This is a genomic window from bacterium, assembly GCA_035295165.1.
GTDB lineage: Bacteria > Sysuimicrobiota > Sysuimicrobiia > Sysuimicrobiales > Segetimicrobiaceae > JAJPIA01.
The window spans coordinates 73,348-89,956 of sequence record DATGJN010000112.1 but is presented as its reverse complement, the minus strand read 5'-3'; the positions used below and the strand labels follow the sequence as shown (position 1 = coordinate 89,956).

16 protein-coding genes are annotated in these 16,609 nt (G+C 70.2%); 8 read left to right on the top strand and 8 right to left on the bottom strand.

The features are described from left to right. Window positions 1-147: 147 nt before the first annotated feature. Window positions 148-708: a hypothetical protein gene (locus VKZ50_19700; protein HLJ61957.1), complete on the bottom strand. Its 561-nt coding sequence runs from the start codon at window positions 706-708 to the stop codon at window positions 148-150. Window positions 709-717: 9 nt separating this feature from the next. Next, the gene (locus VKZ50_19695; GenBank protein HLJ61956.1) at window positions 718-1,023 is read right to left on the bottom strand and encodes an MTH1187 family thiamine-binding protein; all 306 of its coding nucleotides are present in this window, start codon (window positions 1,021-1,023) and stop codon (window positions 718-720) included. 158 nt (window positions 1,024-1,181) lie between these two features. Here VKZ50_19695 and VKZ50_19690 point away from each other — a divergent pair, with 158 nt between their 5' ends. The 5 genes from VKZ50_19690 to VKZ50_19670 all read left to right on the top strand — a co-directional run bounded on the left by VKZ50_19690 (window position 1,182) and on the right by VKZ50_19670 (window position 8,079). Further along, window positions 1,182-3,260, top strand: a complete 2,079-nt coding sequence (locus VKZ50_19690; GenBank protein ID HLJ61955.1) for a glycoside hydrolase family 15 protein — start codon at window positions 1,182-1,184, stop codon at window positions 3,258-3,260. A 3-nt stretch (window positions 3,261-3,263) separates the two neighbouring features. Then, complete coding sequence (pyk, locus tag VKZ50_19685; protein ID HLJ61954.1) at window positions 3,264-4,727, top strand: pyruvate kinase; 1,464 nt, start codon at window positions 3,264-3,266, stop codon at window positions 4,725-4,727. 88 nt (window positions 4,728-4,815) lie between these two features. Continuing rightward, entirely contained in the window at window positions 4,816-5,736 is a 921-nt protein-coding gene (gene trxB / locus VKZ50_19680; protein HLJ61953.1) for a thioredoxin-disulfide reductase, read from the top strand. A gap of 16 nt (window positions 5,737-5,752) precedes the next feature. Next, window positions 5,753-7,798 (top strand): amylo-alpha-1,6-glucosidase, encoded by a 2,046-nt coding sequence (locus VKZ50_19675; GenBank protein HLJ61952.1) that lies wholly within the window; start codon window positions 5,753-5,755, stop codon window positions 7,796-7,798. Next, window positions 7,795-8,079 (top strand): hypothetical protein, encoded by a 285-nt coding sequence (locus VKZ50_19670; GenBank protein HLJ61951.1) that lies wholly within the window; start codon window positions 7,795-7,797, stop codon window positions 8,077-8,079. The genes VKZ50_19675 and VKZ50_19670 overlap by 4 nt, the downstream gene beginning before the upstream one ends. A gap of 13 nt (window positions 8,080-8,092) precedes the next feature. Here VKZ50_19670 and VKZ50_19665 read toward each other — a convergent pair whose 3' ends face one another. Then, entirely contained in the window at window positions 8,093-9,199 is a 1,107-nt protein-coding gene (locus tag VKZ50_19665; protein ID HLJ61950.1) for an aminopeptidase, read from the bottom strand. Window positions 9,200-9,865: 666 nt separating this feature from the next. Between VKZ50_19665 and VKZ50_19660 the strand changes: the two genes are divergently transcribed. After that, window positions 9,866-10,429, top strand: coding sequence for an MGMT family protein (locus VKZ50_19660; GenBank protein ID HLJ61949.1), 564 nt, complete (start codon window positions 9,866-9,868; stop codon window positions 10,427-10,429). On the opposite strand, the gene VKZ50_19655 is transcribed toward VKZ50_19660, so the two are convergent. Continuing rightward, window positions 10,402-11,487 (bottom strand): DEAD/DEAH box helicase, encoded by a 1,086-nt coding sequence (locus VKZ50_19655; protein ID HLJ61948.1) that lies wholly within the window; start codon window positions 11,485-11,487, stop codon window positions 10,402-10,404. The genes VKZ50_19660 and VKZ50_19655 overlap by 28 nt on opposite strands. A 378-nt stretch (window positions 11,488-11,865) precedes the next feature. On the opposite strand from VKZ50_19655, the gene VKZ50_19650 reads away from it, so the two are divergent. Next, window positions 11,866-12,441, top strand: coding sequence for a nitroreductase family protein (locus VKZ50_19650; protein ID HLJ61947.1), 576 nt, complete (start codon window positions 11,866-11,868; stop codon window positions 12,439-12,441). Window positions 12,442-12,493: 52 nt separating this feature from the next. On the opposite strand, the gene VKZ50_19645 is transcribed toward VKZ50_19650, so the two are convergent. The 3 genes from VKZ50_19645 to VKZ50_19635 all read right to left on the bottom strand — a co-directional run bounded on the left by VKZ50_19645 (window position 12,494) and on the right by VKZ50_19635 (window position 14,328). Further along, complete coding sequence (locus VKZ50_19645; GenBank protein ID HLJ61946.1) at window positions 12,494-12,988, bottom strand: hypothetical protein; 495 nt, start codon at window positions 12,986-12,988, stop codon at window positions 12,494-12,496. Continuing rightward, on the bottom strand, window positions 12,981-13,481 hold the full coding sequence (locus tag VKZ50_19640; protein HLJ61945.1) for a hypothetical protein: 501 nt from the start codon (window positions 13,479-13,481) through the stop codon (window positions 12,981-12,983). Before VKZ50_19640 ends, VKZ50_19645 begins: the two co-directional genes overlap by 8 nt. Before the next feature lie 337 nt (window positions 13,482-13,818). Beyond that, on the bottom strand, window positions 13,819-14,328 hold the full coding sequence (locus VKZ50_19635) for a hypothetical protein (protein ID HLJ61944.1): 510 nt from the start codon (window positions 14,326-14,328) through the stop codon (window positions 13,819-13,821). 170 nt (window positions 14,329-14,498) lie between these two features. On the opposite strand from VKZ50_19635, the gene VKZ50_19630 reads away from it, so the two are divergent. Further along, window positions 14,499-15,488, top strand: coding sequence for a hypothetical protein (locus tag VKZ50_19630; GenBank protein HLJ61943.1), 990 nt, complete (start codon window positions 14,499-14,501; stop codon window positions 15,486-15,488). On the opposite strand, the gene VKZ50_19625 is transcribed toward VKZ50_19630, so the two are convergent. Continuing rightward, window positions 15,485-16,558 (bottom strand): ATP-binding protein, encoded by a 1,074-nt coding sequence (locus VKZ50_19625; GenBank protein ID HLJ61942.1) that lies wholly within the window; start codon window positions 16,556-16,558, stop codon window positions 15,485-15,487. The genes VKZ50_19630 and VKZ50_19625 overlap by 4 nt on opposite strands. Between the last annotated feature and the right edge of the window lie 51 nt (window positions 16,559-16,609).

Here is a 16,609-nt window from a genome sequence, read left to right as displayed (position 1 = left end):
GAACGCTGTCCTCGAGGGTCACGTCCGTCTCCCTCCTTCCGAAACCCGCCAGGTCTCGGTTGGAGTATTCGGAGGTTGGACTGTGACCCTCTTGCTGTCACGGGAGGTACCCCTCCAAGTGTCAACACTACATCCAAACAGTACAGCCTAGGCCGGTCCGCGTTTCTCATCCGCGCCGGTGCGCTCGGCGAACCGGAGCAGCCTGGTGCGCGTCATCCAGACCTGCCTGAGCTCGGTGCGCTTGCCCACCGCGAGGCGCCGCTTCCCCTCGGGATGATACTTCGCCAGCAGGTAGCGTTCCCACCAGGCGAGCCACCAGCGCGTAAACGGCGGCAGCGGGCGGTGCTCGAACCCGGCGCGCTGCGCTTCCTGCCAGAACAGGCTCGCGCCGCAGATCGCGTTGACCGAACGGTACTCCGGACGCGCCACGAGATCCGCGGCCAGCACGGGCAGCAGGCGGAACACCTCGCGGCGAAATCGCAGCCCGCCCCTGCCCCCCTCGTGGAGGGCCGCGGCGCGCTGGTTGTCCATGTGCAGCTCGCCGACGACATCCCCGGGCGCGACGGTCGTGCCGTCTTGAAGCAGCAGGCGCGGACCGCGGTAGCGGATCAGCCCGAGCCTGAAGATGAACCCGCCGCCCCCGATCGGACGGATCTGGTACCTGCGATCGAACCACCGGTCGAGCCGGTCCAGGACGCCCCGCGCCATCGGACCCGGCTACGCCCGTCCCCGGCGCTGCTGCACAGACCGGACCTTGCCCGCGATAGACGAGGGGGCGTCCCGCCGGTCGTCGAGCTTGATCACGGTGGAGACGCGCCTCGCGCCCTGGTCGAAACAGGCCTCGTGGATCTTGGGCACGAGGGCGAGGAGCGCGGGGAGATCGCCCTCCACCTCCGTGTGCATCGCCCGTAGCTCGTAGCGCAGGCCGCTGTCCGCAATCACGCGGACCGCCTCGGCCACGTACGAGCCGACGCTCGGAGACCCGGTCCCGATCGGTGTGACGCTGATCGCCATAATGGCCATGCAGGCTCCTCGCAGCGCCGCCCGGTGCGGACGCCGCTTCCTCCCCTCAGAATTGCATCCGCCGCCCGTGTCCTCCTCCGGCCGTCCGATGGGAATCTCTCCTGGAGGGTCGGGAATGGGCGGCGCGGCGGCGAAGACTACGGGGAGGAGGTGCTCGGATGCCCCGAGACCTGCCGATCGGCAACGGTTCGATGCAGATCAACTTTGACCTCCAGCACCGCCTGGTGGATCTCTACTACCCGTACGTCGGCGGCGAGAACCATCTCGTCGGGCACCAGTGCCGGTTGGGGCTGTGGGTGGACGGACGCTTCGCGTGGGTCGGCGACGACGGGTGGCGGGGCACCGCGAGGTACCTCCCCGACACCCTCGTCACCGACGTGACGCTCGAGCATGCGGGGCTCGGCATCCGGCTCGGGCTCCAAGAGTGCGTGGACTTCCACGTCAACGCGTTCGTCCGCCGGATCGCGGTGGGGAACCTCGCGCCCGGGCCGCGCGAGGTGCGCGTGTTCTGCCACCATGACTTCGACATCAGCGGCACCGCGTACGGCGATACCGCGTACTACGATCCCAACAGCAAAGGGCTCTTCCACTATAAGGGCCCCCGCTGGTTCCACGCGAACGTGCTCACGCCGACCGACCAGGGCTGGACCCAGTACGCGGTCGGGATCAGCGAGTGGCAGCAGCGCGAGGGCACGTGGCGGGACGCCGAGGACGGGATCCTGGGCATGAACGCGATCGCCCAAGGATCGGTGGACAGCACCGGCGGGGTCTCGCTTCTCGTGCCCGGGGGCGGCGAACAGGTCGCGTACAGCTGGCTCCTCGTGGGGAACACCTACGAGGAACTGCGGGGCCTCAACCGGTTCGTGCTCTCCCGCACGCCGGCGGCGCTCCTCAAGCGCACCCGCGACTACTGGTCCCTGTGGGTGAACAAGGAGACGATGGACTTCGGCCCGCTGCCGCCGGAGGTCGTCGAGCGGTTCAAGCAGAGCCTCCTGATCGCGCGCACGCAGATCGACAACCAGGGCGCGATCATCGCGAGCACGGACTCCGACATCCTCCGGGTCGGCCGGGACACCTACGGGTACATGTGGCCGCGCGACGGCGCGCTCGTGTCGCGCGCGCTCGACATGGGCGGGTACAACGACCTCACCCGGCCGTTCTACCAGTTCTGCGGCCAGGTGATCGCGCGGGAGGGCTTCCTGCTCCACAAGTACAACCCCGACCGGTCGGTCGGCTCGTCGTGGCACCCGTGGATCGCCGACGGCGCCCGGCAGTACCCGATCCAGGAGGACGAGACCGCGCTCGTCGTCTGGGCGCTCTGGCTGCACTTCGCGGCGAATCGCGACGTCGAGTTCATCAAGCCGCTGTACCGCCGGCTGATCAAGGCCGCGGCGGACTTCCTGGTCGAGTTCCGCGACCCGTCGACGGGCCTGCCCCGCCCCTCGTACGACCTCTGGGAGGAGCGGCACGGCGTTCACGCGTTCACGTGCGGCTCGGTATACGGGGGGCTCGAGGCCGCCGGCGCCCTCGCCGCCGCGTTCGGGGAGGCGGACTACGCGGCGCGCTACCGCGCCGCGGCGGACGGGGTCCGCTCCGGCGTCCTCACCCACCTGTGGAGCGCGGAGGCGAACCGGTTCGCGCGCATGCTTACCCCGAACACGACGGGCGCCACGCTCGACCTCACGATCGACGCGAGTTTGTACGGTCTGTTCGCGTTCGGCATGCTCGATCCGGACGACCCGAAGATGGTCAGCACGATGCAGGCGGTGGAAACCCGGCTCCGCGTGCAGACCGAGGTCGGCGGGATCGCGCGGTACGAGGACGACTACTACCAGCAGGTCAGCAAGGACACCGGCCCGGTCCCCGGCAACCCCTGGATCCTCTGCACGCTCTGGGTGGCCGAGTGGCACATCGCCCGCGCGAAATCCGCCGCCGATCTGACCCGCCCCCTCGAGATCATCCGCTGGGCCGCGTCCCGCGCGCTGCCGAGCGGCGTGCTGCCGGAACAGATTCATCCCTACGACGGCACCCCGCTGTCGGTGTCGCCGCTCACCTGGAGCCACGCGGCGTTCGTCCACGCGGTCCTGCGATACCTGGACCAGCTCCACGCGCTCGATCTCTGCCCGACGTGCGGCATGCCCAGGTACCGCCGGGAAGAGAGCCACCTGATCCGCGCCCGCGCGGCCGCGCTCGGGATCCGCGGCGACCCGCTCGCCGCCTCGACGGAGCTGCCGTAGCCGATGCCCCCCTCCCCCACGGCGCGCCAACCCGGCGTCGCCGCCCGCCGCACGAAGATCGTCGCCACGATCGGCCCGGCGAGCAGCACGGACGCCGTCCTCACGCGCCTGCTCGCCGCGGGCATGGATGTCGCGCGCATCAACTTCTCGCACGGCACCCGCGCCGACCACCGCCGCTCGATCGAGCAGCTGCGGCGCGTCGCCCGCCGGGCCGGGGTGCCCCTCGCGATCCTCCAGGACCTCCAGGGGCCCAAGATTCGCGTCGGCCGCCTGGTCCATCCGGTGCGCCTCGTCCCGGGCGCGGAGGTCGCGCTGACGGCGCGCGCGATCGTCGGCGATGCGCGCAGAATCCACGTCGCGTTTCCGCGGCTGTCGCGCGTTGTCCGCCGCGGCCAGCGCATCCTCTTGCGGGACGGCACCATCGAGCTCGTCGTCGTGCGCCGCCGGGGCGGGGAGGTCCACTGTCGCGTCGTCGAAGGGGGCGTGCTCGGCGAACACCAGGGCGTCAATCTCCCGGGCGTCCGGCTGCGCGGTCCGGCGCTCACGCCGAAGGACGTCGGCGACCTGCGGGCCGGCCTGCGGTACGGCGTCGACTACGTGGCGCTGAGCTTCGTCCGCAGCGCCGCGGATCTTCGGAACGCCCGGCGGCTGCTGCGCCGGCTCGGGCGATCGGTCCCGCTCGTCGCCAAGTTGGAACGGCCCGAGGTGGTCACCCGCCTCGACGAGATCGTCACGGCGTCCGACGCGGTGATGGTCGCGCGAGGCGATCTCGGCGTGGAGCTGCCGCCCGAGGACGTGCCGCTGCTCCAGAAGCGAATCATCCGGTGCGCGAACGAACACGGCGTCCCGGTCATCACCGCCACGCAGATGCTGGAATCGATGGTGCGCGACGAGCGGCCGACGCGGGCCGAGACCTCGGACGTCGCGAACGCGATCCTGGACGGCACGGACGCGGTGATGCTGTCCGCGGAGACCGCGGTGGGGCGCTACCCCGTCCAGGCCGTGCAGACGATGGCCCGCATCGCCCGCACGGTCGAGGCCGCGACCCACTTCGGCCGGACGACCCTCCACCCCCGGCCGAGGGTGCTCCAGGCGATCGGGAGCGCGGCGCAGATGCTCGCAGACGAGTTGCGCGTGCGCATGATCGTCGCGGTGACGACGACGGGGCGCACGGCGTGCGCGCTGTCCCAGCTCCGGCCGGGCGCGCCGGTGCTCGCGTGCACCGAGGACGAGCGCGTGGCGAGGCTGCTCAGTCTCTACTGGGGCGTCCGGCCCGTCATCGTGCCGTTCCGGCGGACGACGGAGGCGATGATCCAGGAGATCGACCGCGAGATGGTCCAGCGGCAGCTCGCCCGCGCCGGCGACGCCGTGGTGATCGTCGGGTCGGTCCCGATCGTGGCGCGCGGGCGGATCAACTTCGTCCAGTACCACCGCATCCCGGCGCGGCGCGGCGCCGCCCGAGGCTAGGCGGTCCGGCGCGCGGGAAGAATCGCAGGGGGCGGAGCGTTCCAATTGAAGGTGGCGGGCCCCGGTGGGTCCGCCCGGAGGTGGCACGATGGCACAGACGCGCAAGGTGATCATCCTGGGGTCGGGGTCGGCCGGCCTCACGGCGGCGATCTACGCGGCCAGGGCGCAACTCCACCCGATCGTGATCGCCGGGAGCCAGCGGGGCGGGCAGCTCACGATGACCACCGACGTCGAGAACTTCCCCGGGTTCCCCGAGGGCGTCCAGGGACCGGAGCTGATGGAGATGGTGCGCCGGCAGGCCGAACGATTCGAGGTCGATTTCATCGACGATGACGCGAGCGCGGTCAATTTCAAGACGCAGCCGTTCCAGGTGACCGCCGCCGGGGAGACGCTGTCGGCGGATGCGGTGATCATCGCCACCGGCGCAGCCACGAACTGGCTCGGGCTCCCGAACGAGCAGCGGCTGATCGGCCACGGGGTCTCCTCGTGCGCCCCGTGCGACGCGTTCTTCTTCCGGGGCAAGGAGGTCGCGGTCGTCGGGGGCGGCGACTCGGCGATGGAAGAGGCGCTCGTGCTCACGAAGTTCGCGACGCGCGTCACGATCATCCACCGCCGGGATCAGTTCCGCGCGAGCAAGATCATGGCCGAGCGCGCGCTCAACCACGGCAAGGTCGCGGTGCGCTGGCACACCGCGGTCGAGGACGTGCTGGGCGACGACAAGGTGACCGGGCTGCGGCTGCGCGATCTCAAGGCCGGGGAGTCCGAGGACTTCCGGGTCGACGGGCTGTTCGTGGCGATCGGCCACCATCCGAACACCGAGCTGTTCCGCGGCCAGGTCGACCTGGACGCCGCGGGGTACGTACGGCTCCACGAGCACACGATGACGAACGTGCGCGGCGTGTTCGCCGCCGGCGACGTCCACGACCACCGGTACCGCCAGGCCGTCACCGCCGCGGCGTGGGGATGCATGGCGGCGATGGACGTGGAGCGGTATCTCGAGGGCCATTAACCCCTCCGACGACCGCATGGACGCCCGCCGCGCGCCGGCGAATCGCGGTTCCGGCACCGGCCGGGCGGGAGGCGAGGCGCTCAGCCTCGCCTCCCCGCTATTCGGGTTTCTCGATGCGCTGCTCCGCCGCGAGTGGCTCGTCACGAACGGCCTGGGAGGCTACGCGTCGGGAACGGTGGCCGGCGCGAACACGAGGCGCTACCACGGCCTGCTCGTCGCGGCGCTGGCGCCCCCGGTGGGGCGGACCGTCCTCGTCGCCAAGGTCGACGAGACCGTCGAGATCGACGGGCGCCTGATCGCGCTCGGCACGAACGAATATCACGACGGCACGATCGCGCCGGAGGGGTACCGGCACCTCACCGGTTTCCACCTCGACGGCACGCTCCCGGTCTGGACGTTCGCGCTGCCCCAGGCCACGATCGAGAAAACGATCTGGATGCCGCACGAACGAAACGCGGCGTGCGTCCGCTACCGCCTCCGCCCCGGGAGCCGCCCCGTGCGTCTTACGATCCGCCCGTACCTCACCGAGCGCGACTACCATACGCTCACCCGAGGCCGCCCGGAATGGCGGTTCGACCTTGCGCGGTTGCCCCGGGGCATCCGGGTCGTCCCGTGGCCGGGCGCGACGCCGTACGCGATCACGACGAGCGCCGGGGCGTTCGTGGAGCGGCCGGAATGGCACTGGCGGTTTCTCCACCGCGCGGAACGCGACCGCGGGCTCGACCACGTGGAGGACCTGTACGTGCCGGGTGCCTTCGTCGCCCCGCTCGAGCCCCGAGGGGACATCACGCTCGTGGCGTCCGCCGACCCCGACGGCCCGCCGGCGGAGGGGCCGGACGGATACGAGACCGAACGCCGCCGGCAGCGGGCGCTCGTCGACCGCGCCGCGCATCTTGCGCCCGACCCGGTCCCGCTTCCCTCAAGCGGCGGGCTACCGAGGCGGCTCGTGTTGGCGGCCGATCAGTTTCTCGTCCGCGGCGCGACCCGCCGCTCGGTGATCGCCGGCTACCACTGGTTTGCCGACTGGGGGCGGGACACGATGATCTCCCTCCCCGGTCTCACCCTGGCGACGGGGCGGCCCGAGGACGCGCGGGAGATCCTCCTCGCGTTCGCCGGAACCGTGAGCGAGGGGATGCTGCCCAACCGATTCCCCGACGACGGGACGGCGCCCGAGTACACGAGTGCCGACGCAGCCCTCTGGTACGCGCACGCGGTCGGCCGCTACCTCGAGCGCGTGCCGGACCGGCCGCTGCTCGACCGCGTATTCCCCGCGCTTCGCGAGATCGTGGCCCGGTACCGGGCGGGGACGCGCCACGGGATTCGCGTGGACCCCGCCGACGGTCTCCTGGAAGCCGGCGCCCCTGGACTCGCCCTGACCTGGATGGACGCGCGGTACGACGGGCGCGCGGTGACGCCGCGCGCGGGCAAGGCCGTGGATCTCAACGCCCTCTGGCACGAGACACTGTGCCGGTTGGCCGCCTGGTCAGACGCCGTCGGCCTCGACGGCACCGGGTACACCGCCGAGGCGGCGGCTCTCCGCCGCACGTTCTGCCGGCGGTTCTTCTACGAAGAGGGCGGGTACCTCTACGACGTGATCGCCCCCGACGGCACGCCCGATCCGTCCCTCCGGCCGAACCAGCTGCTCGCGCTCTCGCTTCCGCACGCGCTGCTCGACGGCCCGACGGCGCGCCGCGTGCTCGACGCGGTCAGGACCAGGCTGCTCACGCCGTTCGGGCTGCGCTCGCTCGCGCCGGACTCGCCGGCGTACCACGGCCGGTACGAGGGCGGCGTGGCCTCCCGCGACGAAGCGTACCATCAGGGCACGGCGTGGGCGTGGTGGCTCGGCCCCTACGTCGCCGCCCTCGTGCGGCTCACCGGCGATCGCGCGGCCGGGCGCCGGCTGCTCGAGCCGTTCCGGGCGCATCTGCTGGAAGCCGGCCTCGGGACTGCCGGCGAGATCTTCGATGGAGACTCGCCGCACACCGCCCGGGGGTGCATCGCCCAAGCGTGGAGCGTCGCCGCGCTGCTGGACGCGTGGGAGCTCGTGGGAGGAGTGCCGTGAACGACCGCTTGTGGGAACTCTACGACACGGTATGCCAGGACGAGTATCGGCCGCTCGACGAGTTCATCGAACGGCTGGTCGGCGGCGAATGGGGCCCATTTCCGAAAGAGGACGTCCTCGAACTCCTTCAAGAACTCGAAGGACGGGTGCTCTCCAACATCCAGGTGAAGGCGTCCGAGGGTCCCCGGTACGCCGAGGTGGCGGACGAGGTCGCCGAGCGCACGCACGAGGAGTTCACCGATCTCGTGACCAGGGTGGAGCGCGCCTACGGCGCCGCGTGACCGGACGACGGCGCTACGTCAGGAATCGCCCGTTCCGGTAGACCACCTCGCCGTCTGCGTGCACTTCCGCACCGGTGTCCCGGAGATCGAGAATCATGTCCCAGTGGAGGCCGGAGTTGTTCTTGCCGCCGGTCTCCGGGTATGCCGCCCCGAACGCCATGTGCAGCGTGCCCCCGATCTTCTCGTCGAAGAGAATGTTGCGCGTGAACTGCTGGATGTCGTAGTTCAGCCCGAACGCGAACTCGCCGAGCACCCGCGCGCCGGCATCCACGTCGAGCATCGCCTTGAGGAACTCCTCCCCCTTCGCGGCGGTCGCGGACACGACGCGACCCCCCTCGAACACGATCCGCACGTCGGTCACCTCCCGCCCGCCGTAGATCGCGGGGAACGAGAAGCGGACGGTGCCGCGGGTCGCGTCCTCGACCGGCCCCGTGAACACCTCGCCGTCGGGAAAGTTGTGCGTGCCGGCCGCGCTGATCCAGCGCCGCCCGGCGACGGACACGGTCAGATCGGTGTCGGGGCCGACGATGCGCAGGGTCCGGGTCCGGCCGAGCCGGTCGCACACCGCGTCCTGCTCGCGCGCGACCCGCTCCCACGCCGCCACGGGATCCGCTTCGTCGAGGTGCCCCGCAGTATAGACGAAGTCCTCGTACTCGGCCAGCGACATCTCGGCCTCTTGGGCGTCCGCGTGGGTCGGCGCCTGCGTCAGGCACCACCGCAGCGCCCCGCTCGCGGCGCGCTCCATGAAGCGGCGGCTCAGCTCGCGCGTCGCCTCGCGGCGCATCCGCATCCGGCCGGGATCTACGCGCGTGAGCGCGCGGGTGTTGTAGGCGCCGAGAAACGACAGTTCCGCATCGAGCGTCTCGACCTCGTGCCGGTCCAACTCCGAGACGTAGCGAAGCTGGTCGTCGGTCGCGGTACGGTAGTAGGTCTCCTCGAGCCCGTCGATGGCGACGCGCACCGTCGGGTGCGCGCCGGCCCGCAGCGCCTCCCGGTACGCCGCCAGGATGTGGGCGGAGGCGAGCGCCGACCCCCGAATCCGCACCAACTGTCCGCGCTGGAGACCGAGCGAGTAGTGCACGAGCACGCGGGTGAGCTTCTCGATCCGTGGATCCGTCATGGTGCAGGAGTTCCGCCCGAGCGCCGGGGCATCCTGCGCGGGCGGTGTGCGCGCGATCTCCCTCGCGTGCAGCGCAGACCACCCGAGACAACGGACAAGGGGCGCCGCTCGATCGAGCGACGCCCCTCAGAAAAGGCCGAAACGCGAGTTAGCGCTTCTTGCCCTTCTTGGCTGCCTTCTTCTTGGTTGCCATGAATGGGGCCCTCCTTTCGATTGGTGGTGTCCAGGGGGACCGTGTCTTGCCCCTCGATACCCCAGATACGACACTACTTTCTTTTTTCCTGCTGGGAAACCGAGGAATTCGCAAAGATTCTGAGAGAACACGAGACCCTCGTCGGCAGCCATCGAATTCGCCGGAAATCCTACGGGTCGGCCGGACATACTCGGTTGCAAGATCCGCCCCGAAACCCTTCTAGAATACCCGTTCCCGTTCGATCAATCGGCCCCACCGATAACGAGATCTCATCCAATCAGCCCCGCGGAGGCCCGCCTGCTGAGAGACGTTCTCATGCGTCTCCGGCGGTCGATCGGGGGCGCGCCGGCGCGCAAAGACGCGTCGCGCGGCGCGTGCGGCCGCAGGATCCGCCCGCCCGCCCGGCGGAAATCACCGAGGGTGTGCGCGACACGACGCGGCGCCGGCGCCTCACGCGCGGAGGGAGCAGACGAATGCCGTACCCCATCGATCCGGACGAACGCATCACGCGGCCGGCGCATCGCGCGCAACGGATCAAGCGCAGGCTCGACGCGGCGCCGAGCAGTCGGGGACGCACGGCGGGGTTTCGGGAGCGGGTGTGGGAGATTCTACGATGCGTGCCGCGCGGACGGGTCGTCACGTACGGGCAACTCGCCCTGCTCGCCGGGCACCCGCGGGCGGCCCGTCAGGTCGGCTGGATCGCTCACGCCGGCGGCCCGCAGCTCCCGTGGCAACGCGTCGTGAACCGCGCGGGCGGCCTCGCCTCCGGCTATGACGGCGGGCGCGCGGGGCATCAGCGGGCGTTGCAGCGGGACGGCGTGCGCGTCCGGGCCGACCTCACCGTCGATCTCCGACGCTACCAGTGGTGGCCGAACCCCCGCACGTCCGCGCGCCTGCGCCTGCCGGACGAGGTGCGGGCGATCGTCGTGTCTCGAAGCGGCGGAGCGGCGGGACAATCGACGGGCCCCGGTGGCGCGCCACCGGGGCCCAGGCCGCCTGCGCGGACGCTCTACCGGGCGCCGCGCGACGTCTCGTAGATGTTGAGCGGGTGCGGCCGGAGCGAGGCCCCAATGCCGCGTCGCAGCTGATCGAACAATTCGAGATCGTACTGCCCCACGAACGTGATCGCCGTCCCCGCCCGGCCGGCGCGCGCCGTGCGCCCAATCCGGTGGATGTAGGTGTCGACGTCCTCGGGGATGTCGTAGTTGATCACGTGGGAGACCTCGGCGAGATCGAGTCCCCGCGCGGCGACGTTCGTGGCGATCAAGAGCCGGACGCGCTTCTCCTCGAAGTCACGCAGCGCCTTGAGCCGCGCGCCTTCCCGCATGCCCCCGTGGATGACGCCGACCTCGCCGTCCCGGGCGAACGCCCGCGCCAGCCGGTCGGCCCGATGCCGCGTGCGCCGGAAGACCAACCCCGAGTGAATCGGCTCGTCCCGAAGGAGCCGCCGTAGCGCTTTGACCTTGTCTTCCTCGGCGACCTCCACGTAGAACTGCTCGACGGTTTCGACCGTCCGCGCCTGGGATTCGATCGCGACCCACACGGGATCGCGCATCTGCTGCGTCGCGATCGTGCGAATCTCTCCGGGCATCGTCGCGGAGAACAGCGCGGTCTGCCGAGTTTTCGGCGTCCGCCCCAGGATGCGCGTGACGTCCGGGAGGAACCCCATGTCCAGCATGCGATCGGCTTCGTCGAGCACGACGATCTCCGCCTGCCCGATCGTCACCGTCCCGCGCTGCATGTGGTCGAGCAGACGCCCGGGGGTCGCGACGGCGATGTGCGGGTGACGCCGCAGTTCCGCGAACTGGCGGTCGATCGCCTGCCCGCCGTACAGCGCGACGACCTTGAGGCCGCGCGCTCGGCCGAGCGCGCGCACGTCCCCCGCCACCTGCAGCGCCAGTTCGCGCGTGGGCACGAGGACGAGCCCCTGCAGCGTCCGTTTGACCGGGTCGAGCCGCTCGACGAGGGGAATGCCGTACGCACCGGTCTTGCCGGAACCGGTCTGCGCCTGACCGACGACGTCCCGTCCGCCGATCATCACCGGGATGACTTGCGACTGGATCGGTGTGGGCTGCGTCCAGCCCAATGCCTCCACCGCGCCGGACGTTTCTTTTCGAAGGGATAGCGCCTCAAACGAAGGTGCAGATTCTAGAAGCCGTGGATCTGAGGGCAGGGTTTCTGTCAGTGTGCTACTGATACCAATCGCCTCCTCGTGTCCCGGTCGAAGACCGGGCGCGGCTGAGCCGCTCAAGCTGGTGCCGGCATCTGCGCGTGTCTCGCCGGGACCAACTCGTCACGAGCAAGGCCTGCGACACACCGTGGGAAATGCCTTCGGCATCTCCCACCGAACGCATGTATGACGACAATTACACTATACCAGGGCCAGACGCGCGCGTCAACGCGCGCCCGCGCGGCCCAGGAATCCGGCGCGCGCGCGTCTAACCTGCGCCGCACCCCGACCCAGGAGGCACCGATGGAGTTCAGGGACGTGCTCCGCAGGCGACGCATGATCCGAACGTTCGACCCCCGGCCGGTGCCCGACGACGTCCTGCAAGATCTGCTGCGCGTGGCGCAGCGCGCGCCGAGCGCGGGGCACACGCAGCCGCTCGAAGTCGTCGTGGTGCGCGATCCAGAGATTCGCGCGGGGCTGGCCGCCGCATCCTGGAGCCGGGGGGCCCGCCCGGACGCGGGCCGCGTGACCGTGGTCTTCTGCGGTGACCTGATGCGCGAAGCCGAGCGATACGGTGCCCGCGGCGCGCACAAGTACCTGTACGTGGACGTCGCGTACGCGGCGCTGCTCTTCATGCTGGCGGCGACCGACCGCGGGCTGGCTACGGCGTTCATCGGCGACTTCCACGAGGAGCACATCCAGGCCGTCCTCGGCCTCCCTCCCCGCATTGTCCCCGTCGGCATGGTGATCGCCGGCTACGGGGACGAACCCGCGCCGAGCCGGCGCGTCTGGCGGGAGTTCGAAGAGGTCGTCCACTACGAGCGCTACTCGCCGGCGTACGATTGGGCAGCGCGGCGGCTCCCGCCTCGGGACTCCTGACGGCGCCGCACTCGGGAGCAGAGCGGTCGCCCGTGGTGGCGCGCCCGCGCGGTCAGGCTCTGCGGGATCCCGCCCCCGGACCGGCGAGCCGCTCGAAGTCCGCGAACAGCAGGTCCGGATCGAGCGGCTCGCGGATCAGGCCTTGGGCGAACTGCTCCTCGCAGAACGCGGCGACCATGGCGCGGTCCTCGCGATACCCGTACGGCTTGAACCCCGGTCCCAGCAGGGCGTCCTGATCTTCGAGGTCGGCGAGCACCCACGGGCTCGACTCGTGCAGGACGCGATGGTTCTGCTCGGACATCTCTCTCGCGCGGACGAACGCGTCGAAGACGGCCGCGACGATCTGGGGGTGTCGCTCGACAACCGGACGCCGCAGGACGATCACGTGGTGTCCCGGGAAGATGCGCGTACGCCGGTAGTACTCCCGTTCGACGGCCCGATAGTCGGCGTACAGACGCCTGACCTTCGAGCCCGGCTCGTGGAACATGCGCGGAGCCCACGGGCACATCGCGACGTCCATCTCGCGAGCCACCAGCATCTCACCCACGGACCGTCCCGGCGGCACGGGTTCGACCCCGGCGGGGAGCGGGTCGACCGCGGGCGTCGGGCCAGGGATCCACGGGACCGACGAACCACCGGACGCTCTCCAACGGCACCCCCTCCCGGCGCAGGAGCGCCCTGCTCCAGGTATTCCCGCTCGCCCCCCACGAGTCCGTCGCCACTCGACGACCGCGCAGCTGGCTCACGTCGGTCAGGTCGCTGTCGCGGTGCACGAAGAAGCAGCGGTGGCGAAACTCGCGCATGATAAAGATGGGCAGGCCGACGAGCGAGCGATCACCGGCGGCGACGCGGCGCAGGTACTGGCTGAACGATGCTTCCCCGCCGTCGATGGCGGGGGTGGTGCGGAATTGATCCAGCGCGTCGAACGCCCGGATCATGGTCAGGTCGATCCCCTCCGCCTTCACGTCGCCGAACGCGAGGGGCGCGACGTAGTCGTAGTCACGGGTCGCGATCGTCACGGGCACGGTGGATGTGGACATCAATGCCTCCCGGCGCGGGCCAGAGTGAGTTGCGTCTGCCCGTCGTCAGGAAAGCTTCTGGAACGTCTTGCGGTTGGCCTCCGGGCGGCCCCCTCACGGGGACCCGACGCAACGGGCATCGCGCGCACGGGAGTGCCGTCGGGCGTTCCCGAACGCAGGGCGGAGCGCGGCCTCGCGACCGTTAGACAGCGGGAGGTCGCGGCGGAATCCACGTCGCTGCGGCCGTGGTGAACGCGCCGAGCGGGGCCCGCGCGATCACGATCACGGCCGCAGCGACAATGGTGCCGCTGGACACCGGCGGGTCAGACGACCCGCCGAAAGATCGGGACGACGGAGCCTACTGGGGCTTCGCCGCCAGCGTAAGCCCGGCGCCGATGCTGCGTGAAGGTTGCGCCGGCGAAGACAGCCCCGCCACGCGATAGAACGTGTAGACGCCCATGTACGGCGTGCGTCCGCTGTTGTCCGTGAAGCGCGTAAACACCTGCGCCACAACGCGGTCCACCCCGCCCGGCCTCACGATGACCATGGTCTCGCTGAAGCTGGTGCGGAACCGTGCGGACAGTGCGTCGGCGGTCGCGTAGAGGTTGGACGAGACGTTCGGGCCGTAGGCGTTGGTGTTCACCCGACCCCAGTTGCAGTCCGACGGGTGGCAACGTCCCCACGCCGCGACGGTCATGTCGCCCCCCAGCACGCGGATATCAAGCGCGGTCACCCCGCTGGTGTTGGGATCGGTATTCCGCCAGGTTCCCTGAAACTGGCCGAGGCTGGCCGAAGCGGTCGAGCAGATGGCCACCAAGACGACGGCGCAAGCCGCCAGACTGAGCACTCCCAGAAACGCTTTTCTCACGGTCACCCTCCTATTAGGTGCGGCGTTGGTGCTGGATCGCATTTGCCATCAGGGGTGTAATGCCCCAGCAAGCCCGAGTTTAGCCCTGGTGCACCCGACCGCCGCTTCGTTCCAGCGCACGGCGACCAGGAGCAAGACTGCTCCGCCCCGATCTCGAAGCACTATGCGCGATGTTCGAGAAGCCGGTGTACCTGAAACTCGTCCAACTCGGCCTCGAGAAGGCGGGGAGCACGCCGTTCCCCAAGCGGCTCGAACCGATGTTGCCGGTGTTGGGGAGCGCGCCGTTTACCGATCCCGATTGGTTGATGGAGGCAAAATGGGACGGGTTGCGGGTGATCGCGTTCGTCCACGACGGCACGGTGAAACTTCGGCTGCGCAACGGACGGGACGTGACGGAGCGCTTCTACCCCGTCTCGCATCGCCTGCGGGCGTTTCCCACCTCGCTCGTACTCGACGGTGAGATGGTCGTGTTGGACGAACAGGGGCGGCCCAGCTTGGAGGCGGTGCAAGCGTGGAAGGGCCGGCGGGGGATGCTCAGCTACAAGATCTTCGACTGCCTCTACCTGCACGGACACTCGCTGCTCGCGCGGCCGCTCGAAGAGCGCCAGCGCATTCTCGAAGCGCTCGAGCAGGCGCTGCACGGCCCGGCCGTTCAGGTGACGCCGGCGCTCGAAGGCGTGGACGGGCGCGTCGCGTTCCAGACGGCCGTCAAGCTTGGGCTGGAAGGCCTCGTGGCCAAGCGGCGACGGAGCGTGTATCGTCCGGGGTTCCGGTCACCGGACTGGGTGAAGATCCCGACGCGGCCGCGCGAGGAGTTCCTGGCCGCGGGATTCTTCCTGTCTCGCAGACATCTCGCCGGCCTCGTCGTGGGAGAGCGGACGCCCGAAGGGAAACTGGCGTACGTCGGGGTGGTCGCCGCCGAGCGCGCCGACGACGAGTTGCGCGATGACCTCCTCAAACGCTTGCGGGAGCTAGAGCGGAAACGGTGCCCGTTCCCAAGCGCGCCGACCCTTCCCGGCGCGGTGGACGTTCAGCGGACGATCCGCGAGGTCCGCTGGGTCAAGCCCGACATCGTCGTGGAGGTGGAGTTCAAGGAACGCGGCGCCCACGGGCTGCGGCACGCCGTGCTCAAAGGCGTCCGGGACGACAAGCCCATCTAGACGGTGCCAGCGGGGAGACTGAACCACACGGTGGTCGTGCCGCCCGAGCTCGTCGCGCCCGCGTCCCCACCGTGCGTGCGGGCGATCTCCAGCACCAGCGCCAACCCGATTCCCGCGCCCCCGGTCTCGCGCGAACGCGACTTCTCCCCTCGATAGAACCGCTCGAAGATGTGCGGCAGATCGTCGGCGGGGATCTCACTGCCGGTGTTCTCCACCGCGACGCGGACGGTTTCCTCAACGCGACTCGTCCGCACGACGATCTCGGCGCCGCCGGGAGCGTATCGAAGCGCGTTGTCGAGCAGGGCCCGCAGCGCCTGACCGACCAAGTCCGGATCGGCGTGCACCTGCGGGCACGCCGGGTCGTAGTCCTCCCGAACGGCAAGGCTCTGGCGGTCGAATTCGGGGCGGTACGTGGCGACCACGGAACGGGCCAACACGGTGACGTCGAGCGGCACCTGCCGCACCCGGGAGATCCGGGCGTCGAACTGGCTCAGCTGATGGAGCGCGTGTACCAACCGCACCAAGCGCAGCGCCTCCTCGTGGAGCGAGGCCAGCGTCGCCGGGTCCGCCGGCGTGATGCCGTCCCGCAGCGCTTCGAGGTAGCCTTGGAGGGTGCTCAACGGGGTGCGCAGCTCGTGGGCGATGTTTGCGACGAGTTCCCGCCGCAGCGCCTCCACCCGCTGCAGCGCCGCCGCCATGCGGTTCAGCGACTCGGCGAGCCGCGCGATTTCGTCGGACCCTTGCGCCGTGATCCGCCGGGCATAGTCGCCCTCGGCGATCCGCTCGGAGAGGACCATCATCTCGCCGATCGGGCGCACCACCCGGCGCACGAGGACCCACCCAAGCAGCATCGCCACGGCCGCGGCGGCCAGGCTGCTGGTGAGCAGCACGTGATCCAGGGTGGCCAGAAACTGCCGCTCGTCGACCGTCGGATCGATGTGATACCGCACCATGATCTGCATGAACGACTGCGTGGCCAGATTGGCGATCATCGCGCCGGAGACGACCACCGCGATGGCGATGACGAGGAGTTGAGCCCCGAGCAGGCGCCAAAGCAGGCTATGCCGCACGCGTGCGCCTCGCCTCGGCGTGCTCCGCGACCGTGTGCATCCGTGGCGCCT